The following is an 18,352-nucleotide window of genomic DNA, read 5'->3' on the forward strand; positions in this document are numbered from 1 at the left end:
CTGAGTTCAATTCAGAACTCGTTAAAAAGACACTGTCGTGAATGTTGACAAGACACTCATGAGGAATAACTGTTATTTTGCCGCTTTATCGCTGGTTAAGTTTAAGGACAAGGTTGCATTTGGAACACAGGGAAAGTGCAGGGAATTTAGCCGCATAAAGGAATATTCACGCAGATTTCGATCAGCACCTTTGCACTTTACTTCTGATTTTTTTAAAAAAATCAGAAGTAATATAAAAATATTACACATTCTGAAAGTCGTTGTTGAAAAGGGGTATGATGTGCTTATCTCAGTGTATATTATAATATCACTGATTTTTAACCGTAACGATTATAACTTTTTCAATTTCTCTGCAACGCCACTTCCAGGAGAAGTACATGAGTGATGCACTTAAGTCATTAAATAATATTCGTTCTCTGCGCGCCCAGGCTCGCGAATTCCAGCTTGCAGATTTGGAAGAAATGCTGGAAAAATTTAAGGTCGTCGTTTCTGAACGACTTGAAGAAATCCAGGCTTCAGAAGCTGCCGTCCGTGAGAAAGAAGAAAAGCTGGCTAAATATCGTGAGCTGATGCTTCAGGACGGTATCGATCCAAATGAACTGCTGGGATCTTTTGCCTCTGCTGGTAAGATTGTCACTAAACGTGCCCCCCGCCCTGCTAAATATAAGTATAGTGAAAACGGTCAGGAGAAGTTATGGACTGGGCAGGGCAGAACACCTGCTGTTATTAAGGTGGCTATTGATGGTGGTAAGTCTCTGGATGACTTCCTTATCTGACCTCTGCATTACAGTCGAATCTCTGAAGTGGGCATTATAGCCACTTCAGAGATAAAATTTTTAACTTAACGGATGACTGAATAATTAATCTCTCATCACGCCACAAAACATAGGAAACATGGCTGAACTTTACTGATTGTATCGGTTATCGGAACTGCCGTCAGTGCGCTGACTAAAAAGGGGATCTCAGTCAACAAATAAGATATCCTTCAGGTACTTGAGCGCATGAAGGCGTCAGCAGGAGTTTTGCCGGGCTAAACTAATTCACAGGTCGCCGTGAAAAGATTGCGCTAAGTGCGCTGTGGCTTAGATTTAATACTGCGCACTCCGGCACGATGCCGAAACCCGTATAGAAGATAGCCCACTGTCTTCTTGGATTTTTTATGACCTCAACATTCAGGATACAGGGATGTCGAAAACTCAATGGATACTTAGTCAGCTAACCCGGCAGTTGTGGTTCAGAAGCTCCCTCTTTGCGGTGCTGGCCGTTATAACCGCTCTTGTAGCCATTGCGATAAAATCGTTTATCCCACCAACGGTATCCGGCATTATCGGCACCGATGCGGTTGATAAAATTCTTGGTATTCTTGCATCCAGCATGTTGGCGGTTACCACTTTCTCACTCAACATCATGGTGTCTGCCTATAACACAGCCAGTAGCAGCGTAACGCCACGCGCTACTCGACTGCTGCTGGAGGACAGAACGACACAGAACGTGCTCGCCACTTTTATTGGCTCGTTTCTGTACAGCCTTGTAGGCATTGTGGCGCTGGGTATGGGGGCTTACGGCAGGCAGGGGCGCGTCGTACTTTTCTTTGTCACGCTGATGGTCATCGTGATGATCGTCATTACGCTGCTTCGCTGGATCCAGCATCTTTCGCAGTTCGGACGCATGGCTGAAACATCCCAGCGCGTTGAAGAGGCCACTGCGCTGCCGCTCGCTGAACGTCTCAGGGATCCCTGCATGGGATGCTCTCCCTGGCATGGGGATGTTGAGCCCACCACAGATTTCCCGCTGATGCCCTGCAGCGTCGGCTATTTACAGCACGTGGATCTCAGGCGACTTTCTGATTTTGCTGAAAAGCACAGCGTCTGGCTCTATCTCAACACTCGACCCGGTGTATTTATTCACTTAACCTGCCCCTTGTTGTGGAGCCAGAAAGCCTTATCTCCGGAGCAGTCCGGCGAGTTGAGGGAGGCATTTACGATTGGAGCTCAGCGATCATTTGACCAGGACCCACGGTTTGGGCTGAGCGTTTTGTCCGAAATAGCCTCACGCGCACTTTCCCCAGCTGTAAACGATCCTGGAACGGCAATCGACATCATTGGCAGAGCCGTCAGGCTCTTCAGCCAGCCTGACGGTGCAGATGTTGTAGATACGCCTTACTACCGGCTTTTCATCCGACCAGCCGAACTCAATGATATGTTTGATGATATTTTTACGCCCATCGCGCGTGATGGTGCGGCTCTGGTCGAGGTGCACATCCGGTTACAGAAGGCCCTGATTGCGCTAGCGCGCTTTCGACCCGAAAGATATGAAAGTGAAGCCAGGCGTCATTCAGAACAAGCGCTTGAGCGCGCAAGGCAGGCACTCACTTATAAGGGGGATTTTCACATTCTGGAAGTTCTTGCAGGCGAATTTACAGCTACTGGCTTGAGTAACAGGCCTGAGTAAAAGGCTTGAAGATGAATTTACCTCATAACTTCCGATTTACGGCAACCCGCTGCTGAATAATTGCGCATTTGCTGGCACATGGGTTTTACTGTTCCATACTGATTGTTACATTTGGAATTCATTCAATCTGTACAGGAACGTTATGACTTCTTCTGAACCTGGCGAAATCGCTAAACGAATCCACATTAATCCACCGGTGTTCTTTACATCTGCCGCGCTTATAGTTGTGCTGGTTGCATTTGCCGCACTTTTTCCCGAGCAGGCGGACGTGCAACTCGGTGCGTTGCAAAACGCCCTCTTTGCCAACGCCAGCTGGTTTTACATTTTAGCCGTTGCGCTTATTCTTCTGACAGTAGCCTATCTGGGCCTGTCTCGCTACGGTGACATAAAACTCGGCCCCGATCACGCCGAACCCGATTTCAGCTATCACTCCTGGTTTGCCATGCTCTTCTCAGCCGGAATGGGTATCGGCCTGATGTTTTTCGGCGTGGCTGAGCCCGTTATGCACTATATGGCGCCGCCTTCCGGCTCGCCTGAAACCGTACAGGCGGCCAAAGAAGCGCTTCGCATCACTTTTTTTCACTGGGGGCTTCATGCCTGGGCCATTTACGCCATCGTGGCGCTGATACTGGCTTTTTTCAGTTACCGTCATGGCTTGCCACTTACTCTGCGTTCGGCCCTCTACCCTCTTATCGGCGACAGAATTTATGGATGGATGGGACATGCCGTCGATATCTTCGCTGTGATCGGAACCGTACTCGGCGTTGCGACGTCACTGGGATACGGCGTGTTGCAGGTAAATGCGGGACTCAATCACTTATTTGGCGTGCCGGTAAATGAAACCATGCAGGTTATTCTGATCGTTGTCATCACGGCACTGGCTACGCTTTCAGTGGTCTCCGGTCTGGATAAAGGTATTCGCATCCTCTCCGAGATTAACCTCAGCCTTGCGGTGCTACTGCTTATCCTGGTCGGCGCGCTGGGGCCGACAGTACTGTTATTGAAATCATTTGTTGAAAATACTGGTGGATATCTTTCTGAACTGGTGACGAAGACATTCAACCTGTATGCCTACGAGCCGAAGTCCAGCAAATGGCTGGGAGGATGGACACTGTTTTACTGGGGCTGGTGGCTGGCCTGGTCGCCGTTCGTCGGGATGTTTATCGCCCGAGTCTCCCGGGGCCGTACAATCCGCGAATTTGTGACCGGCGTGCTGTTTGTGCCGGCGGGCTTTACCCTGCTGTGGATGACCTTTTTTGGCAACAGCGCCATCTGGCTTATCATGCAGAAAGGAGCAAGGGATCTGGCCGAGACGGTACAGTCAGATCAGACGCTGGCGCTGTTCAATTTTCTCGAGCACTTCCCGTTCAGTTCGGTCCTGTCGTTTATCGCCATGGCCATGGTTGTGGTGTTTTTCGTCACGTCTGCTGATTCAGGCGCGATGGTAGTGGATACGCTTGCCTCCGGAGGAACGGATAAGACTCCGGTATGGCAGCGTATATTCTGGGCCGGGCTCATGGGTGTTGTTGCTGTAACGCTGTTGCTTGCCGGGGGTATGAAGGCGCTGCAGACGGTGACTATCGCCAGCGCCCTGCCCTTTGCCGTTATTCTGCTGATGTCAATTTATGGCCTCATGAAGGCGCTGCGGGTTGATGCGTGGAAGCGTGACAGCAAGCAAATCGCGACCATTGCGCCCACGGCAGCACGTAACCCTATTTCCTGGCAACGCCGACTGCGCAATATTGCCTACTTTCCTAAGCGTTCACAGGTAAAGCGTTTTATGACCGAGGTGATCCAGCCCGCAATGGAAATGGTTGAACAGGAGCTGGCGAAACAGAATACCGTTTCGCATACCCTTACCGATACTGATGATGGCCTGCACTTTGAAGTTGACCTCGGCAACGAACTGAACTTTGTGTATCAGGTCAGGCTACGCTCGTACATGCAGCCGGCTTTCGCGCTGGCCGGCATGTCCGACACGGATCGGGATGAGGAGCACAGGTACTTCCGCGCCGAAGTCTATCTCAAAGAGGGTGGACAAGACTATGACGTCATGGGATGGACACAGGAACAAATTATTCATGACATTCTCGATCAGTATGAGAAGCATCTGCATTTCCTGCACGTAGTACGCTAAAAGCGCATATAACTCAAAAGAGGCGCTGAATGCGCCTCTTTTTTTAGCAAATATTCATATCAGAAACCTGACGAGACATCTCAGGACCGCCAGAAAAAGCGTGAGCACAAGATTAGCAGCGGATAGATTTCCAGCCGCCCCATCAGCATTGCCGCACACATCAGATATTTGGCAGTGTCATTCAGCGTGCCAAACGTTGATGCCGTTTCACCGAAGCCAAGCCCCATATTGTTGATGCAGGCTGCGACAGTGGCAAACGAGGTCAGCAGATCATAACCCATCATATTGAGCAGCCAAACCAGTAAGACCGTCATTGAAACGTACAGAAAGAAAAAACTCCAGACTGACCGAAGCACTCTGTCACTGACTACGCTGTTGCCCACACGAACACTCAGGATGGCGCGTGGATGTGCCAGCTGGTGTACTTCGTGGCGGCTCTGTCGGAACAGCACCAGAAAGCGAAGTGCTTTAATGCCTCCGCAAGTGGAACCCACACAGCCCCCAAAAAAGCTGGCGATCAACAAAAAGATGATGGTGTGTGAGGGCCAACTGGCATAGCCGGCCGTTGCGAGGCTATTATCCGTGATCATGGAGCTGGTGAGAAAGAAGGCATGAATAAAGCTATCCGTTACATCATACATGCCAGCATGCCAGATTTGCCAGGCCGTGATCAGCACTGCGACCGTGACAACCGCCAGAAAAAAGCGAAGTTCCGCGTTATTTTTGAACGGCTTTAGCGTGCGCTTTATCAGCGCCATATACCAGAGCGTGAAATTGAGCCCGGACAGCAGTGAAAACGCCCCACCAACAAGTTCAGCCGCATGATTCTGATAGAACCCCAGACTTTCGCTGTGCGTGGAAAACCCTCCCAGTGAAACCGTTGATAATCCATGACATATCGCATCAAAAATCGGTAGTCCGGCCATCCAGTAGGCCAGAGAACAGCTTACGCCCAGGGCCGTGTAGACAAGCCACAGGCTTTTAGCTGTGTCGGCAAGGCGGGGGGTGAGGCGTTCTTCCCTGAACGGCCCCGGCATTTCGGACTGATAGAGTTTCATTCCACCAATGCCTAGTAAGGGAAGTACCGCGACAGCCAGAACAATGACACCCAGACCGCCGATGAAATTCAGTTGTGCGGGAAGTTCGCTGACACTCTCAACGACAGTGGCACCCGTCGTCGTAATACCTGAAACGCCTTCAAACATCGCATCGGCAAAACTGAAGCCCAGTGAGTCATTCAGCCAGAAAGGCATAGCACTGATTATCGAAAACAGCAGCCAGAAAAGCACAATAATGATAAAGCCATCCTGAGTGCGCAACTGCAGCCCTGGGGAGCGGGTGATGGCCCACAGGCCAGTTCCCCGCTGAAAAATAGTGCAAACGTTGACAGGAAATCAAGATAACTGCGATCGCGGTTAAAAAGTGCCATGAGTGCCGGTAGCAACATCGTGAGGCTGTAAAGCATCACCAGAAAGCCGCATGGGTGGAAAATAACCCTGAGCCTGGAGGGGGCCTTTAAAAAAAGGTTATGCACGGGGGTCTCCCGAAACGCATGTCGGCAGGCACATCACTGGCAAGTTATAAGTCCCATGAAATTATGCTACCTGCTCATTATGTCGACTTACTGTCGCCAGTTTTAAGAAAATCAGACCGGCAAGCGCTGACAATGCTGATCCTGCCAGTACACCCACTTTAAGCTCAGTTTGCATTACATCATCGCCCGGGAAAGCCAGACCACCAATAAACAGGCTCATGGTAAAACCTATCCCACAGAGAATAGCCACACCATAAAACTGGACGGCTGTCGCGCCTTCAGGCATACGGGCCATTCGGAGCCTGATCAGTAACCATGAGACTGTCGCTACGCCCAGTTGTTTACCCACAAATAGTCCCAGTGCGATCCCGACAGGAATGGGAGACAGCAGCTGTTCAGCAGAAATGCCCTTCAAATTCACCCCGGCATTTACAAAGCCAAAAACAGGAACGATGAGGAAAGCAACCCAAGGAGAAAGCTTAACCTCAAGCCGGCTAAGTGGAGAAAATTGCGCATGCGTACGTGCGGTGTGCGGAATAGAAAGCGCAAGAATGACACCTGCCACAGTGGCGTGAACGCCGGAATGGTAAACAAAATACCACAGTAACATGCCTGTTAGCAGATAAGCGGACAGCGACTTCACCCCGGATTTGTTCAGGATTATCAGGCACAGTGTCACAGCAGCAGCGCCTCCCAGCATAATCAAGCTGAGGCTGTGCGTGTAAAATGCCGCGATAATGATTACCGCACCCAGATCATCAATAATTGCCAGCGCTGCCAGAAACACCCTGAGTGAAGGAGGCACTTTATCTCCCATCATGGCAAGAACACCCAGAGAAAATGCAATATCTGTGGCTGACGGGATGGCCCAGCCATTCAGCGCCTGAGGATTATCATGATTAAAAAAAACGAAACAGGCCGCGGGCACCAACATTCCGCCCAGCGCAGCTGCACCCGGTAGGATACGTTGATCCCACTGTGCAAGTTTACCCGACAGCAGTTCACGCTTTATTTCCAGTCCAACCAGCAGAAAGAAAACGCTCATCAGCACGTCATTGACAACCTTTTCAACCTGCCACCCCCCCAGTGAGGCATGCACCAGTTGATGGTAGAGGCCGTCGGCGGCAGTGTTTTCCATGATGATTGCGGTAACTGAAAGCATAATAAGCAACAGACCGGGAGCCAGAGGAGAATGGAGCAGTTTCTTCATAAAGAGACAGAGTCCGGATGATAAAAAGCGCACCTTACCATCTCTCCCGAAGCCCTTCCATCACTGCCGGGCGCGGAAAATTCCATTCTGGTACTCGCCAGCAAAAAGAAACGTTTTGTCGCGTCCATATCCCACTGGCTATCATCATATTTTCAGTCAGAGAAATGAATATCCATGGGACGTTGCTTCTCCCGCTGATGCCGCCACACCGGAGTTCATGTTTATCGATATGTTTTCAACGGCATCAGGGGAAAAGCCGCTGGTGAGGTGAATGCCGAACAGCTTTAAGCACTTTCGTTTTAAGCTTTCGCTGAGGTTTCCTGGCTTCGCGGCTAACATGAACCTGTGCCAGTTTTAATGGCTTTACTAGTGTTTGCTGGTCTTGATCCAAACCTAAGCACTGCGGGCAATAAGTAACACTCGCGTACTGCACCAATGCCACAGCAATTGCTTGTTTAGGTGTATAACAACTCCCGATAAACGCTCTTGATTCAACTGGAGGGAGGTGTTCACAACGTTCAGTATGTAACAACAATCCATTATTAATATGATCACTGACGTAGTACTTAATTGCCTTATAATTGTACATGATAGTTTCCAATATAGTTTGCTGTGTGAGTCGTAACCTGGACTCGGTAAGAAAGTAGTAATAACCTGAGTTTTTTTCTAACACTCTTGAAAAATTGAATTCTGTGCTCGCTACCAGCACGAAAATAGGTCATTAAAAATTGAAAATTTCGTAATTTGAGACAAATTCGGCACTCACTAAAACTTATACTCATTCAGGCCGTAATTATTCAAGAATACAAAATATTAAACAGCATTATTTCCGCCATTTTATCTGTTATAAATAAGAATACTACGCGTAGTAATCATCTGAATTGAAAAATAAAAATCGACCATCAAAAAACCTTTTACGATAAAGACTGTTGGAATACTTTACAAACTACCATCGAGAGATGATCTACATTGTCTGCAAGGCATCCATTACACATTACAACATTTTTACTACATGCTGCCACTTTTTTTACATTGATAACAATTTGAGAGAAAATATTTTTTTGATTTAAATATTAGTAGGCTTCTGTGCATAATGGACTGAAAACAAATGATTTTATTATTTATCATCATCTTGTCAAATCGTCGGTTTTGTGAGGGTACAATTTAAAGTTAAGCAGTCAATCATACGATTAAACTTATGTTTAGTCATTTTCAGAAAAGTGCCAAATCAAATAAATAGAACATCTTCAAGTGGTTTCATCAGAAAATTTGCACAGCAAAAATGTGCAGATTATAGCGATAAAGTACATATTGCTGTGATCTTATTTAGGCAACCCAGGTAGTATGTCTTGAAAATTTCTCAAGGTGGGGATAACACCAAAAAAACGGAAGGAAGATAGAATTGAAATGTGAAGTTTATTTAACCTTGAGCCAGAATTTAGAACTTTCATCACAACTAGTACTCGTGAGTTACATTACTAAAAACATTCTCCATGGCTCAGGATTATTATCATGAACTAATGCATCAACTCATGAGTAACGACTGCATTTAACTGAGTACCCTCAGTTCGATTTGAATATTGTCATAGGGGAAAAATGTCAGCGCTCAATAAAATTAATATTACTTGCAAAACCCTAGTAACCGAGCTATGTCCTCTGTCTTCTCATGAAAGATAAAAATCAAGTGAACATTAAAAAATAACTTCGCTTTCACCTCAACGCTTCCGGTATTACAAAATCAGCTCTGAGTACAAAAGTAACATCTCAGCGAACTCCATCCTTACCAGTAATCTTGCGAACTTTCGCTATAAAATGGGAAAGCTTGATTTCCACTGTTTCTGCAAATACTTTGCGCCCTCGTTCATCAACTAGTTATTAAACTTGGCTAGCTCATAATTCGATGCGTCAGAATCTGACTTGATGTTGATATGCCAGGCCTGTCTGTAAGTTTGCTGAAAATAGTCCCGTGTGTCGAACCTTTATCTATTCGTAGTGATAGAAATATCTCAACTCAATGTTCATAACTCACAACTTAACAACACATGATAGCTTTCAGGTTATCTCCCTAACACCGTCCGTTAATGTTTTTGACGTTGAAATAGTGTTAATTTTAATTCGATTTATTATGCCATTTATCGTCTTCACCTTTCTCATATTGATGCTTTACTGCGGCCCATGCAACCTTGTGTGATACCTCTTCGCGCGAGCTGTTATCATTCCTGTCTTTTTTATCTTTATACTCATCCCAGGCATTATTGAATGCTGCTAGGTATATGTCCTGTGCATGCGCAGGGAGAACATTTTTAACATTATCAGGTAGTGAACTTCGTGAATTATAGGGCATAGTGACCTCCGAAAGTAAGTCCGACAGTATCATACAGTGTCAATGTTTTTAAAGGGGCATACGCCAGTGAAAAATGCATACGCTAAAACAAGCACATGGTTAACCCTCAAAAGTGCGCTAATAACTCTAAATAAGCACTAAGGAGTTAAACTTGAAAATATTTGTCTAAGAGATTTTAAATTCCAAAAAATTATTCAATACTTTCATGAAGTTAAAAATCGCCTTGGAGTACCCCCTTTGTATCAAGAAGCAGTATGTATGCTGCCGGATGCTTAGAAAGTATGATTCATATTCAAAAAAATATGTCACCGGACGCCTTATCAGGAACTGATACTTATAAATACAGACTGACATTGTAAAAATGTTATATAAAAACCACCTTAAGCAGGTAGCATGAATAACAAGGCGTTAGCATTGCGGCCTGCTTATACTTTATTCCGTCGGCTTATCTTGCCGCCTTTACGACCTGCTTCTCTTGCTCGTTCAGGATCGTTTCTAAAATTGCCGCCACTCACCTTACCGCCTTTTCGACCGGCTTCGGCAGCACGCTCACGATCTGAAGCAAAATTACCAGCGCCGCCCCTGTAAGTCTCCATAACTACCTCCTGTTGAGATATAAGTTACCTGCTAGGAAGCATAGCGCGCCGGTAAAATGATGCAAAAACTGATAAGTTCTATTTGCGCCTCGTTTAAAGCATTTAAGATTATTCCTAATAATGGGTCATTATATTGCAACTCGCGAGATTGTTAACTTACTTATTTAACGGACGCATAATTATCACTAGGCTAGCGAATGCTTTCATGCAGGAAAGTAACTAAAGCCTGGTACGTTTTCCCCTGGTGTTGTCATCTATATGACGCCCGCTTCGGCGGGATTTTTTTTGTAAGATAGAGCTTAATACTCTCCCTGCAGAGTATGTTATAAAAACCTTTATCTTCAGATGAATAATAGCCCATAGGATTCTGATTTTCATACAGTTATATATCCATAACCATTCTTAAACAGCAGTTATGACAAGTATCGGCTAATGCCACCGTTATGTTTTAACTAACCGGAAAAAAAATAACTTTTGCTAAAAAAAGGCACTACTACCCTACTCTACAGTATACACTCTGACCCGTACTCAACTTATCTTTTCATACATAACATATAAATATCCAAGACGAGTTAATCCGTCTCGTTAACTATAACCACCCTAAAAAATTCATCTTGAAGTGATAACATCATAAAGGCTGGTTCGCTTATTAATTTCCGTCGTAAAATTAATAGGTTAGAAAAAATAGTTGAAATATCATAGTTTATATCTATTTTAATGTTTAATAAAATCACTTCTTTCATCATCCAGAAAAATGAGATCTATCAGAACAGGATTGATTAATAGGGCCATAGGCTCTGCTGTAACAGAACTGACATCCAAAGGTATAGCGGTAAATAAGGAAAATATTTTGTACGAACTTGAAAAGGTAGCTGCTTCATCAAATGAACTTCAAACGAAAATTTTTGCATTAGAAGCGGCTAAGTTGTTAAGAAAGAGTGACGGGAGCAGCCCAAACTAGTTCAAAGGCACCGAATAAGCCATATTATCTGACTTTATATTATTCTGAGGGAGTAATGCCCATATCAAGGCCTGACTCATGACAGAATTCGCCCGAGAGTGGGCCATTTATCCTGCAACCGTCTGGCTTGCATTTCAAGCTATGGCTACCAGAATTGTTGGGGTGCCAGAAACTTGTGCATTGAATTTTTACAGCGAGGAGATCAAAATGGGTAAGAAGATAGCAGTCCTGATAACGGATGAATTCGAAGATACTGAATTTACCTCGCCTGCAGAAGCCTATACAAAGGCTGGACATGAAGTCGTCACCATCGAAATGCAGGCGGGAAAGATTGTTAAAGGAAAACAAGGTAAAGCGGAAGTCAAAATCGAGAAAGATATTGATCATGTTTACCCGGCAGAATTTGATGCATTACTGCTCCCCGGCGGGCATTCCCCTGACACACTGCGTGGCGATGACAGGTTTGTTAATTTTACCAAAGAGTTTGTCGCAAGTGGGAAACCTGTGTTTGCGATTTGTCATGGACCTCAGCTATTGATAAGCGCTAATGGTGTTCGCGGACGAAAGATGACCTGTGTTAAAGCTATCGCCATTGACTTGCGTAATGCGGGGGCAGATTTTTATGACAAAGAAGTTGTAGTAGATGACGATAAGCTGGTAACCAGCCGAACGCCTGAAGATTTGCCTGCGTTTAACCGAGAAGCATTGCGAATTCTGAGTGCTACGTGAATATAAACCTTACTTTATGTACATAAGTATTTCGTTCACCATCCAGCACAGTTATCATCGTTTCGGCTTAACACATACAGATATGTGCCGGCAGGATTTGGTGGCCATGCCCCCCTGCCGCTGAGTAATCTTAATCTCATAAATTCGTTCAGTTATTATCATCTAGAGGTTTATTCATTCTTAGTTTATCGAATATCGACTTGCAAAAAGCTGAGTGTGCTCTCGAGTTGATAGGAGTGTTATGTCTTTATTCGAAGCGTGACACAAGGATTCATCTGAACAGTAAAATAAGCCAACAATAGTTGGTATGGGTTTATTTCTCCATCACCCCCTGAATCCTTTCAGTAACGCATTATCGGCATCGGCACTCGGCATGTCAGTGATATCCCGTAGAGAAGTTCGCTTCTTTGCCGTAAGCCTACGCCCCTTCGGGATAAAGCGGGCAAGCTTTGTCTACCAGTGCTTCTGGGTGTGCTGCGCGCCCTCTTGCTTGCTACATCAAGCTAATATTGATCGCGCTGCCCTTAACTAAGTGTTGAAGCGGGCATTTCAAAGCCAGCGTGTTAAATTTGAACACCGCTATCGTTTGTTTTAAACAGGATTCAACAAGTGAAAATCGATTGGCATAGTTCTTCATTAACACGTTTGACAATGGTGGATAAAGACTACAAAAACATACAAAACGTTCACCGTTTCATGATGTATGAGTGCGGTCCAGATTCCGGTTTGATCGCGAGTTTATGGCCTGGATACGAAATGACGTACCAAAAAATCTGGGTGATGTAATTGCTGAGTGGAAGCGTAGACATCCACTTTAGGCTAGGAACGTAGGGTCTTCGCTTATAGCGGATCGTTACCTCGTCCGCTGAAAGCCAATAGCGGACGTTGTTTAACTCATGCAGTATGGATTCACGAAGAACAGACGTTATATTTTGTCCTGATTGACACGGGATGAAAGCTCCCGATGGCTCTCTTTCCGCTCGCTGTAACGATCCGCAAGATAACCGGTTTGTCCCTTAAGCAGCAGTGTGATTTTAAACAGCTCCTCGGCTACATCGACGATGCGGTCATACCATGACGAAGGTTTCATTCGTCCATTTTCGTCGAACTCTTGCCATGCCTTAGCTACGGAGGACTGGTTGGGGATCGTAAACATCCGCATCCAGCGGCCCAGAATACGCATCTGGTTCACTGCATTGAAGGACTGAGAACAGCCGCAGACCTGCATTACCGCAAGTGTTTTGCCCTGTGAAGGACGAACCGCGCCTTCACTTAAGGGTATCCAGTCAATCTGCGCCTTCATAACTGCGCTCATAGCCCCGTGCCGTTCCGGAGAACTCCACACCATCCCGTCACACCATCTGACCAGACCGCGTAGCTCGGTCACTTTAGGGTGCGTGTCCGGCGCATCATCCGGCAGGGGTAAACCGGAGGGGTTAAAGAGTTTTACCACCGCGCCCATCTCCGTCAGCAGGCGACCAGCTTCTTCCGCGGCAAAACGGCTGTAGGATCGCTCTCTTACTGAGCCATACAGGATCAGAATCCGTGGCGGTTCCTGCGGGTGGAGGCGTTTCGCGATGTGTTGATCAAAGCATTCTGTGTTCAGGGCAGGAAATTCTTCCATTTTTCTCCTCCGGAGAGAACTGGTGATTTCAAAATCAATACATATGATTTAGCATATGTGTATTCTAAAGGGAACGGAGTGATAAATGCTACAACCTGTTCAGTTATTCAAAATCCTGTCGGATGAAACACGGCTCGCCATCGTCATGCTTCTCCGGGAGTCCGGTGAACTGTGCGTCTGCGATATCTGCGCGGCCACCTCTGAATCGCAGCCCAAAATCTCGCGACATATGGCTATCCTTCGCGATGTTGGGCTGGTTCTTGACCGTCGTGCAGGCAAATGGATCCACTATCGTCTGTCACCCCACATACCGGCGTGGGCAGCTGAGACAATCACAACGTCCTGGCAGTGTATGCGGGAGGATGTGCGTGAATGGCTGGAAAAATCAGCCAGCACCTCCTGTTGAGGCAGGGTGACATATTTACATAAGCATATATGATGGAGTCTGAGATGCTTTTGGCAGGGAGTATATATTTACTGACGCTGGTACTGGTGATCTGGCAACCCAGAGGTCTGAGTATTGGCTGGAGCGCGAGTATCGGGGCAGTGCTGGCTCTTGGGACCGGTGTCATCCATATCGCTGATATTCCCGTTGTCTGGAATATCGTCTGGAATGCGACAGCGGCATTTATTGCGGTCATCACCATCAGCCTGCTGCTCGATGAGTCCGGCTTCTTTGAATGGATAGCACTGCACGTCTCCCACTGGGGTAACGGACGTGGTCGCCTGCTGTTTACCTGGATAGTCTTGCTCGGTGCCGCTGTTGCTGCGGTGTTTGCCAATGACGGCGCCGCGCTAATCCTGACGCCTATTGTGATTGCGATGCTGCTCGCACTGGGGTTCAGCCAGGGCACGACACTGGCCTTTGTCATGGCAGCAGGATTTATTGCAGATACAGCCAGCCTACCTCTCATTGTTTCTAACCTGGTGAATATCGTCTCGGCGGACTTCTTCGGTCTGGGCTTTACGCAGTATGCCTCCGTTATGATTCCCGTGGATGCTGCAGCGATTGCGGCCACGCTGATCATGCTGCATCTCTTCTTCCGCAGGGATATTACGGCAACGTATGACGTTTCGCTGCTGAAGAAGCCTGCCAGTGCGATCAAAGATCCGGGAACCTTCAGGGCGGGCTGGATTGTCCTGTTATTGCTGCTTGTCGGTTTCTTTGTTCTGGAGCCGCTGGGGATCCCGGTCAGTGTGATAGCGGCGGCTGGCGCAGCAGTGCTTTTTATGGTGGCGAAAAGAGGTCATTCCATCAACACCGGGAAAGTCCTGCGCGGTGCGCCATGGCAGATCGTTATTTTCTCGCTGGGCATGTACCTCGTGGTCTATGGCCTGCGCAATGCAGGGCTCACGGAGTACCTGTCTGGCGTGCTGAATCTGCTGGCAGACAAGGGGTTATGGGCAGCGACGTTCGGCACCGGCTTCTTGACGGCATTTCTCTCATCAGTGATGAACAATATGCCAACGGTGCTGATTGGTGCGCTGTCGATTGAAGGAAGTACGGCGACTGGCATCGTCAAAGAGGCAATGATTTATGCCAATGTGATTGGCTGCGATTTAGGCCCGAAAATCACCCCGATTGGCAGTCTGGCAACCCTGCTGTGGCTGCATGTGCTTGCCCAGAAAAATATGACGATCACCTGGGGATATTACTTCCGTACCGGCATTGTCATGACTGTGCCGGTGCTGTTTGTCACTCTGGCCGCGCTGGCGTGGCGGCTATCTGTCACTTTGTAATGAGATACTGATATGAGCAACATTACCATCTATCACAACCCTGCCTGTGGCACCTCACGTAACACGCTGGAGATGATCCGTAACAGCGGTAACGAACCAAGCATTATTTATTATCTCGATACGCCCCCAACTCGTGATGAACTTATCAAACTGATTTCAGATATGGATATTTCAGTACGTGCATTACTGCGTAAGAATGTCGAACCTTATGAGCTGCTGGGTCTTGAAGAGGACAAATTTTCTGATAAACAGTTGATTGATTTTATGCTTCAGCATCCGATCCTAATTAATCGGCCGGTTGTAGTAACACCGCTCGGCACACGTCTTTGCCGCCCCTCCGAAATGGTGCTGGATATTCTACCTGAAAGTCAGAAAGGCTCTTTTACCAAAGAAAATGGCGAAAAGGTCATTGACGAAACGGGGAAACGGGTTAAGTAAACCTTCTGTGTATTATTAACGGGCGCTCGTTTGCTATATACCAGCGTCCGCTTTTCGCTCACAGCGGACCTTCAATGCATTAATCTCCCTGCCCCGCCCCAGAAGCGGACACTATTATCTCATTCGATAAACTGACTAAACCGCAAAAGATAACCATCTGGATCCTGCACGAGAAACTCTCTTTGGCAGGCAGAGCTTTCTCCTATGCTGTAATGGCTATCATGGAGATCCCGATAAAGCGTTACGCCATGCGCATGCACCCGGGTTAGAATCTGTTCAATGTCATCAACTTCTATCTGAAAATTTATGCCGCGTCCGTGTGGCCTTGTAAGTTCTCCCGTGTTCCATCCATCCGGGTGGTATGCTCAAGCATTAGTTGGGCTTCACCAAGATTGAGGTAAGCAAAATCGGGTTCTTTTCGCTTTATCATTATGTTGAAGCCAAGCACAGAGACATAGAAGTGCAGTGAGACGGGAAAATCAGTTACCGTCAGCTCTGGGACCATACGGTTCCAGAAGTGTTCTTTTTTTTCAGTCATTTTCTCATCCTTTATAGGCTGACCCAGCATACATCAAGTGGCTTTACCTGTTTGTAACTAAGACATTACGTCCGCTGTTCGCTCTTAGCAGCTCTCCAGACTCCCATGTTCACTAAAGGATCTGTTTTAATCATGGCTGTCTGTTCATCCCCCATGAAACCCATGCGGGATGGCGTAATCCATGCTGGTTGGAATTGTAAAGTCCTGACGGCGTTTAGCATGCTTAGCCGCCCGCTTACGCCCCTTGCCTATAAACCGTGCCAGCTTCGTCTCCCACTGCTTCTGAGTGTGCAGTGCGCCCTCTTCCATCCAGTAATTTACAAACTCGCTCAGTTCATAGTTCGATGCGTCAGTATCTAGCTCGATGCCGATATCCCTGGCATGTATGAGAAACTGGCTTGAGGTTGTCCAGTGTGGGTCAAGCCTGAATTTAGCCTGCTCAGTTGATTGTGCATTGCCTCCACCCGTTGAGCCACATGCGGCACGCTTGCGAGTGACACAGGTGGCGGAGTTTCCGGTTCTCAGGATTGTCACGCTCTGGGTCACGTTGCGCATGGCGTCGAAGGCACAACCGCTGGGCCGGGTTTTACGTGGGGAGGACTTGCTCACCCAGGGGGTTGGAAAGTCAGTCAGCCAATCAGGGGTCAACGTGATTTTGCTGTTGGGGTCGAAGTTATCCACAGGCCATGAAATTTTCTCGCGCGCGATGTGTGTTGTTTTAGGTTTTGATTTTAGGGTTTTAGATCTTAAAAAACTAAAACGGGTGCGCGCGCGCGAAGGTATAACACGCGTGAGCCCGCCAGGAACGTTTCGCGTTACGCTACCGGTGACGCTCTGAGTGACGCCTGAAACGCCGGGCGTTACGCTGTCGGTGACGCTCTGCGTTACGCCGGATTCAGCGGGCGTTACGCTGCCGGTGACGCTCTGCGTTACGCCTGAATCACCGATCGTTACGCTGTCGGTGACGCTCTGCGTTACGCCTGAATCACCGATTGTTACGCTGTAGGTGACGCTCTGCGTTACACCGGATTCAGCGGGCGTTACGCTGCCGGAGACGCTCTGCGTTACGCCTGAATCATCGGGCGTTACGATGTCGGTGACGCTCTGCGTTACGCCAGAATCACCGGGAGTTACGCTGCCGGTGACGCTCTGCGTTACGTCAGAATCACCGGGCGTTACGCTGCCGGTGACGCTCTGCGTTACGTCAGAATCACCAGGCGTTACGATGTTGGTGACGCTCTGCGTTACGTCAGAATCACCGGGCGTTACGCTGCCGGTGACGCTCTGCGTTACGCCAGAATCACCGGGAGTTACGCTGCCGGTGACGCTCTGCGTTACGTCAGAATCACTGATCGATATGTCTGATGCCCAGGATGGCCGGCCATGCTTGTCAGTTGTTTTATGTTGGGGGTAGCAGTAACCAACGTGCGTTGTTTTGCCATCGACAGTGATTGACCCTAACTTCAGCAGCCTTCCCTCCTCGTCATAAACCTCATCATGCTTTATGACGACAGTCTGATTTTTAAAACGTGAGCTATTAGCAAGTTCAGCAGCAGCCCGCCTTCCCTCAACTATCCAGTTCCTGACCTTAAGCCTCATGCGGTAGCGCTGCTGTCTCAATGCAGCCTGGGATTTTTTGCCTTCAATCTTCTGTTGCTCCCCTTTCATTTCCGTAAGCGCCAGGCAGTTTCTCCGCTTGTCATACTTAACCCAACCTACTTTCTGCATTGCCTGACCGAAACCGGGATGGTTCACGACAGCATCGATGTATGAGAGATCAGCATCAGGAATCACACCCTTTCGGGCATGATGTTTCGCAACAGACCAGAACTTAAGCAGACCAGCCACAGTGATATCGCGCTTATCACGAATACTGCCCTCCTGCTTTGCACGGTGACTGCCCTCGCCTACTGAGCGAGGGGGAATCAGGAGATGTTGTGCCATCAAATGCACTTTGGGATGGGATGAGAGAACTTCTGGCGACTTCATTTTTTTGGCGAACATTTCCTGCCCCTTAACTCAAATCGCAGCCGTTTACTTGCACGGCTGC

The 18,352-nt window shown here is 47.6% G+C and carries 12 protein-coding genes and 3 pseudogenes; 8 read left to right on the forward strand and 7 right to left on the reverse strand.

The annotated features are described in order from the left end of the window. Positions 1-377: 377 nt before the first annotated feature. The 3 genes from BM323_RS13815 to BM323_RS13825 all read left to right on the forward strand — a co-directional run bounded on the left by BM323_RS13815 (position 378) and on the right by BM323_RS13825 (position 4,588). Positions 378-776 carry an H-NS family histone-like protein gene (locus tag BM323_RS13815; RefSeq protein WP_091003891.1) on the forward strand — a complete coding sequence of 133 codons (399 nt, stop codon included), beginning with the start codon at positions 378-380 and terminating at the stop codon, positions 774-776. A 409-nt stretch (positions 777-1,185) separates the two neighbouring features. Beyond that, the gene (locus BM323_RS13820; protein ID WP_091003894.1) at positions 1,186-2,451 is read left to right on the forward strand and encodes a DUF2254 domain-containing protein; all 1,266 of its coding nucleotides are present in this window, start codon (positions 1,186-1,188) and stop codon (positions 2,449-2,451) included. A 142-nt stretch (positions 2,452-2,593) separates the two neighbouring features. Continuing rightward, on the forward strand, positions 2,594-4,588 hold the full coding sequence (locus tag BM323_RS13825) for a BCCT family transporter (RefSeq protein ID WP_091003896.1): 1,995 nt from the start codon (positions 2,594-2,596) through the stop codon (positions 4,586-4,588). Between the two features lie 80 nt (positions 4,589-4,668). On the opposite strand, the pseudogene BM323_RS13830 reads toward BM323_RS13825, so the two are convergent. The 4 genes and pseudogenes from BM323_RS13830 to BM323_RS13845 all read right to left on the reverse strand — a co-directional run bounded on the left by BM323_RS13830 (position 4,669) and on the right by BM323_RS13845 (position 10,272). Next, a pseudogene (locus tag BM323_RS13830) lies at positions 4,669-6,053 on the reverse strand (TrkH family potassium uptake protein). Between the two features lie 130 nt (positions 6,054-6,183). Next, entirely contained in the window at positions 6,184-7,332 is a 1,149-nt protein-coding gene (gene nhaA / locus BM323_RS13835; RefSeq protein WP_091003897.1) for a Na+/H+ antiporter NhaA, read from the reverse strand. A 2,110-nt stretch (positions 7,333-9,442) separates the two neighbouring features. After that, complete coding sequence (chaB, locus tag BM323_RS13840) at positions 9,443-9,676, reverse strand: putative cation transport regulator ChaB (protein WP_091004052.1); 234 nt, start codon at positions 9,674-9,676, stop codon at positions 9,443-9,445. A 425-nt stretch (positions 9,677-10,101) separates the two neighbouring features. Beyond that, complete coding sequence (locus BM323_RS13845; RefSeq protein WP_091003902.1) at positions 10,102-10,272, reverse strand: con-10 family general stress protein; 171 nt, start codon at positions 10,270-10,272, stop codon at positions 10,102-10,104. A gap of 1,168 nt (positions 10,273-11,440) precedes the next feature. On the opposite strand from BM323_RS13845, the gene BM323_RS13850 reads away from it, so the two are divergent. Together BM323_RS13850 and BM323_RS24645 are read left to right on the forward strand one after the other, a co-directional pair. Further along, on the forward strand, positions 11,441-11,962 hold the full coding sequence (locus BM323_RS13850) for a type 1 glutamine amidotransferase domain-containing protein (RefSeq protein ID WP_091004056.1): 522 nt from the start codon (positions 11,441-11,443) through the stop codon (positions 11,960-11,962). Between the two features lie 609 nt (positions 11,963-12,571). Beyond that, positions 12,572-12,780: pseudogene (locus BM323_RS24645) on the forward strand (DUF6434 domain-containing protein). A gap of 107 nt (positions 12,781-12,887) precedes the next feature. Here BM323_RS24645 and arsH read toward each other — a convergent pair. Continuing rightward, on the reverse strand, positions 12,888-13,586 hold the full coding sequence (gene arsH, locus BM323_RS13860; RefSeq protein WP_091003905.1) for an arsenical resistance protein ArsH: 699 nt from the start codon (positions 13,584-13,586) through the stop codon (positions 12,888-12,890). Between the two features lie 85 nt (positions 13,587-13,671). Here arsH and BM323_RS13865 point away from each other — a divergent pair, with 85 nt between their 5' ends. Genes BM323_RS13865 through arsC form a run of 3 tightly spaced genes read left to right on the forward strand, consistent with a single transcriptional unit; the run spans position 13,672 to position 15,764 of the window. Continuing rightward, positions 13,672-13,992 carry a transcriptional regulator gene (locus tag BM323_RS13865; RefSeq protein ID WP_091003906.1) on the forward strand — a complete coding sequence of 107 codons (321 nt, stop codon included), beginning with the start codon at positions 13,672-13,674 and terminating at the stop codon, positions 13,990-13,992. A gap of 44 nt (positions 13,993-14,036) precedes the next feature. After that, complete coding sequence (locus tag BM323_RS13870; protein WP_091003915.1) at positions 14,037-15,326, forward strand: arsenic transporter; 1,290 nt, start codon at positions 14,037-14,039, stop codon at positions 15,324-15,326. A 12-nt stretch (positions 15,327-15,338) separates the two neighbouring features. Beyond that, positions 15,339-15,764 carry a glutaredoxin-dependent arsenate reductase gene (arsC, locus tag BM323_RS13875; RefSeq protein ID WP_091003918.1) on the forward strand — a complete coding sequence of 142 codons (426 nt, stop codon included), beginning with the start codon at positions 15,339-15,341 and terminating at the stop codon, positions 15,762-15,764. Between the two features lie 119 nt (positions 15,765-15,883). Here the strand turns inward: arsC and BM323_RS13880 are convergent. Next, a pseudogene (locus BM323_RS13880) lies at positions 15,884-16,302 on the reverse strand (bleomycin resistance protein). Between the two features lie 144 nt (positions 16,303-16,446). Then, positions 16,447-18,306: a DnaT-like ssDNA-binding domain-containing protein gene (locus BM323_RS13885; protein WP_091003920.1), complete on the reverse strand. Its 1,860-nt coding sequence runs from the start codon at positions 18,304-18,306 to the stop codon at positions 16,447-16,449. Positions 18,307-18,352 lie beyond the last annotated feature (46 nt).

The sequence above is a fragment of the Pantoea sp. YR525 genome (assembly GCF_900116775.1).
GTDB classification, from domain to species: Bacteria; Pseudomonadota; Gammaproteobacteria; order Enterobacterales; family Enterobacteriaceae; genus Pantoea; species Pantoea symbiotica.

Bases quoted from the DNA above. Each gene is read 5' to 3' on its own strand.
- chaB (WP_091004052.1), bottom strand. From the start codon at position 9,676: ATGCCCTATAATTCACGAAGTTCACTACCTGATAATGTTAAAAATGTT.
- arsC (WP_091003918.1), top strand. From the start codon at position 15,339: ATGAGCAACATTACCATCTATCACAACCCTGCCTGTGGCACCTCACGT.
- arsH (WP_091003905.1), bottom strand. From the start codon at position 13,586: ATGGAAGAATTTCCTGCCCTGAACACAGAATGCTTTGATCAACACATC.
- BM323_RS13850 (WP_091004056.1), top strand. From the start codon at position 11,441: ATGGGTAAGAAGATAGCAGTCCTGATAACGGATGAATTCGAAGATACT.
- BM323_RS13885 (WP_091003920.1), bottom strand. From the start codon at position 18,306: ATGTTCGCCAAAAAAATGAAGTCGCCAGAAGTTCTCTCATCCCATCCC.
- BM323_RS13820 (WP_091003894.1), top strand. From the start codon at position 1,186: ATGTCGAAAACTCAATGGATACTTAGTCAGCTAACCCGGCAGTTGTGG.
- BM323_RS13815 (WP_091003891.1), top strand. From the start codon at position 378: ATGAGTGATGCACTTAAGTCATTAAATAATATTCGTTCTCTGCGCGCC.
- BM323_RS13825 (WP_091003896.1), top strand. From the start codon at position 2,594: ATGACTTCTTCTGAACCTGGCGAAATCGCTAAACGAATCCACATTAAT.
- nhaA (WP_091003897.1), bottom strand. From the start codon at position 7,332: ATGAAGAAACTGCTCCATTCTCCTCTGGCTCCCGGTCTGTTGCTTATT.
- BM323_RS13865 (WP_091003906.1), top strand. From the start codon at position 13,672: ATGCTACAACCTGTTCAGTTATTCAAAATCCTGTCGGATGAAACACGG.
- BM323_RS13870 (WP_091003915.1), top strand. From the start codon at position 14,037: ATGCTTTTGGCAGGGAGTATATATTTACTGACGCTGGTACTGGTGATC.
- BM323_RS13845 (WP_091003902.1), bottom strand. From the start codon at position 10,272: ATGGAGACTTACAGGGGCGGCGCTGGTAATTTTGCTTCAGATCGTGAG.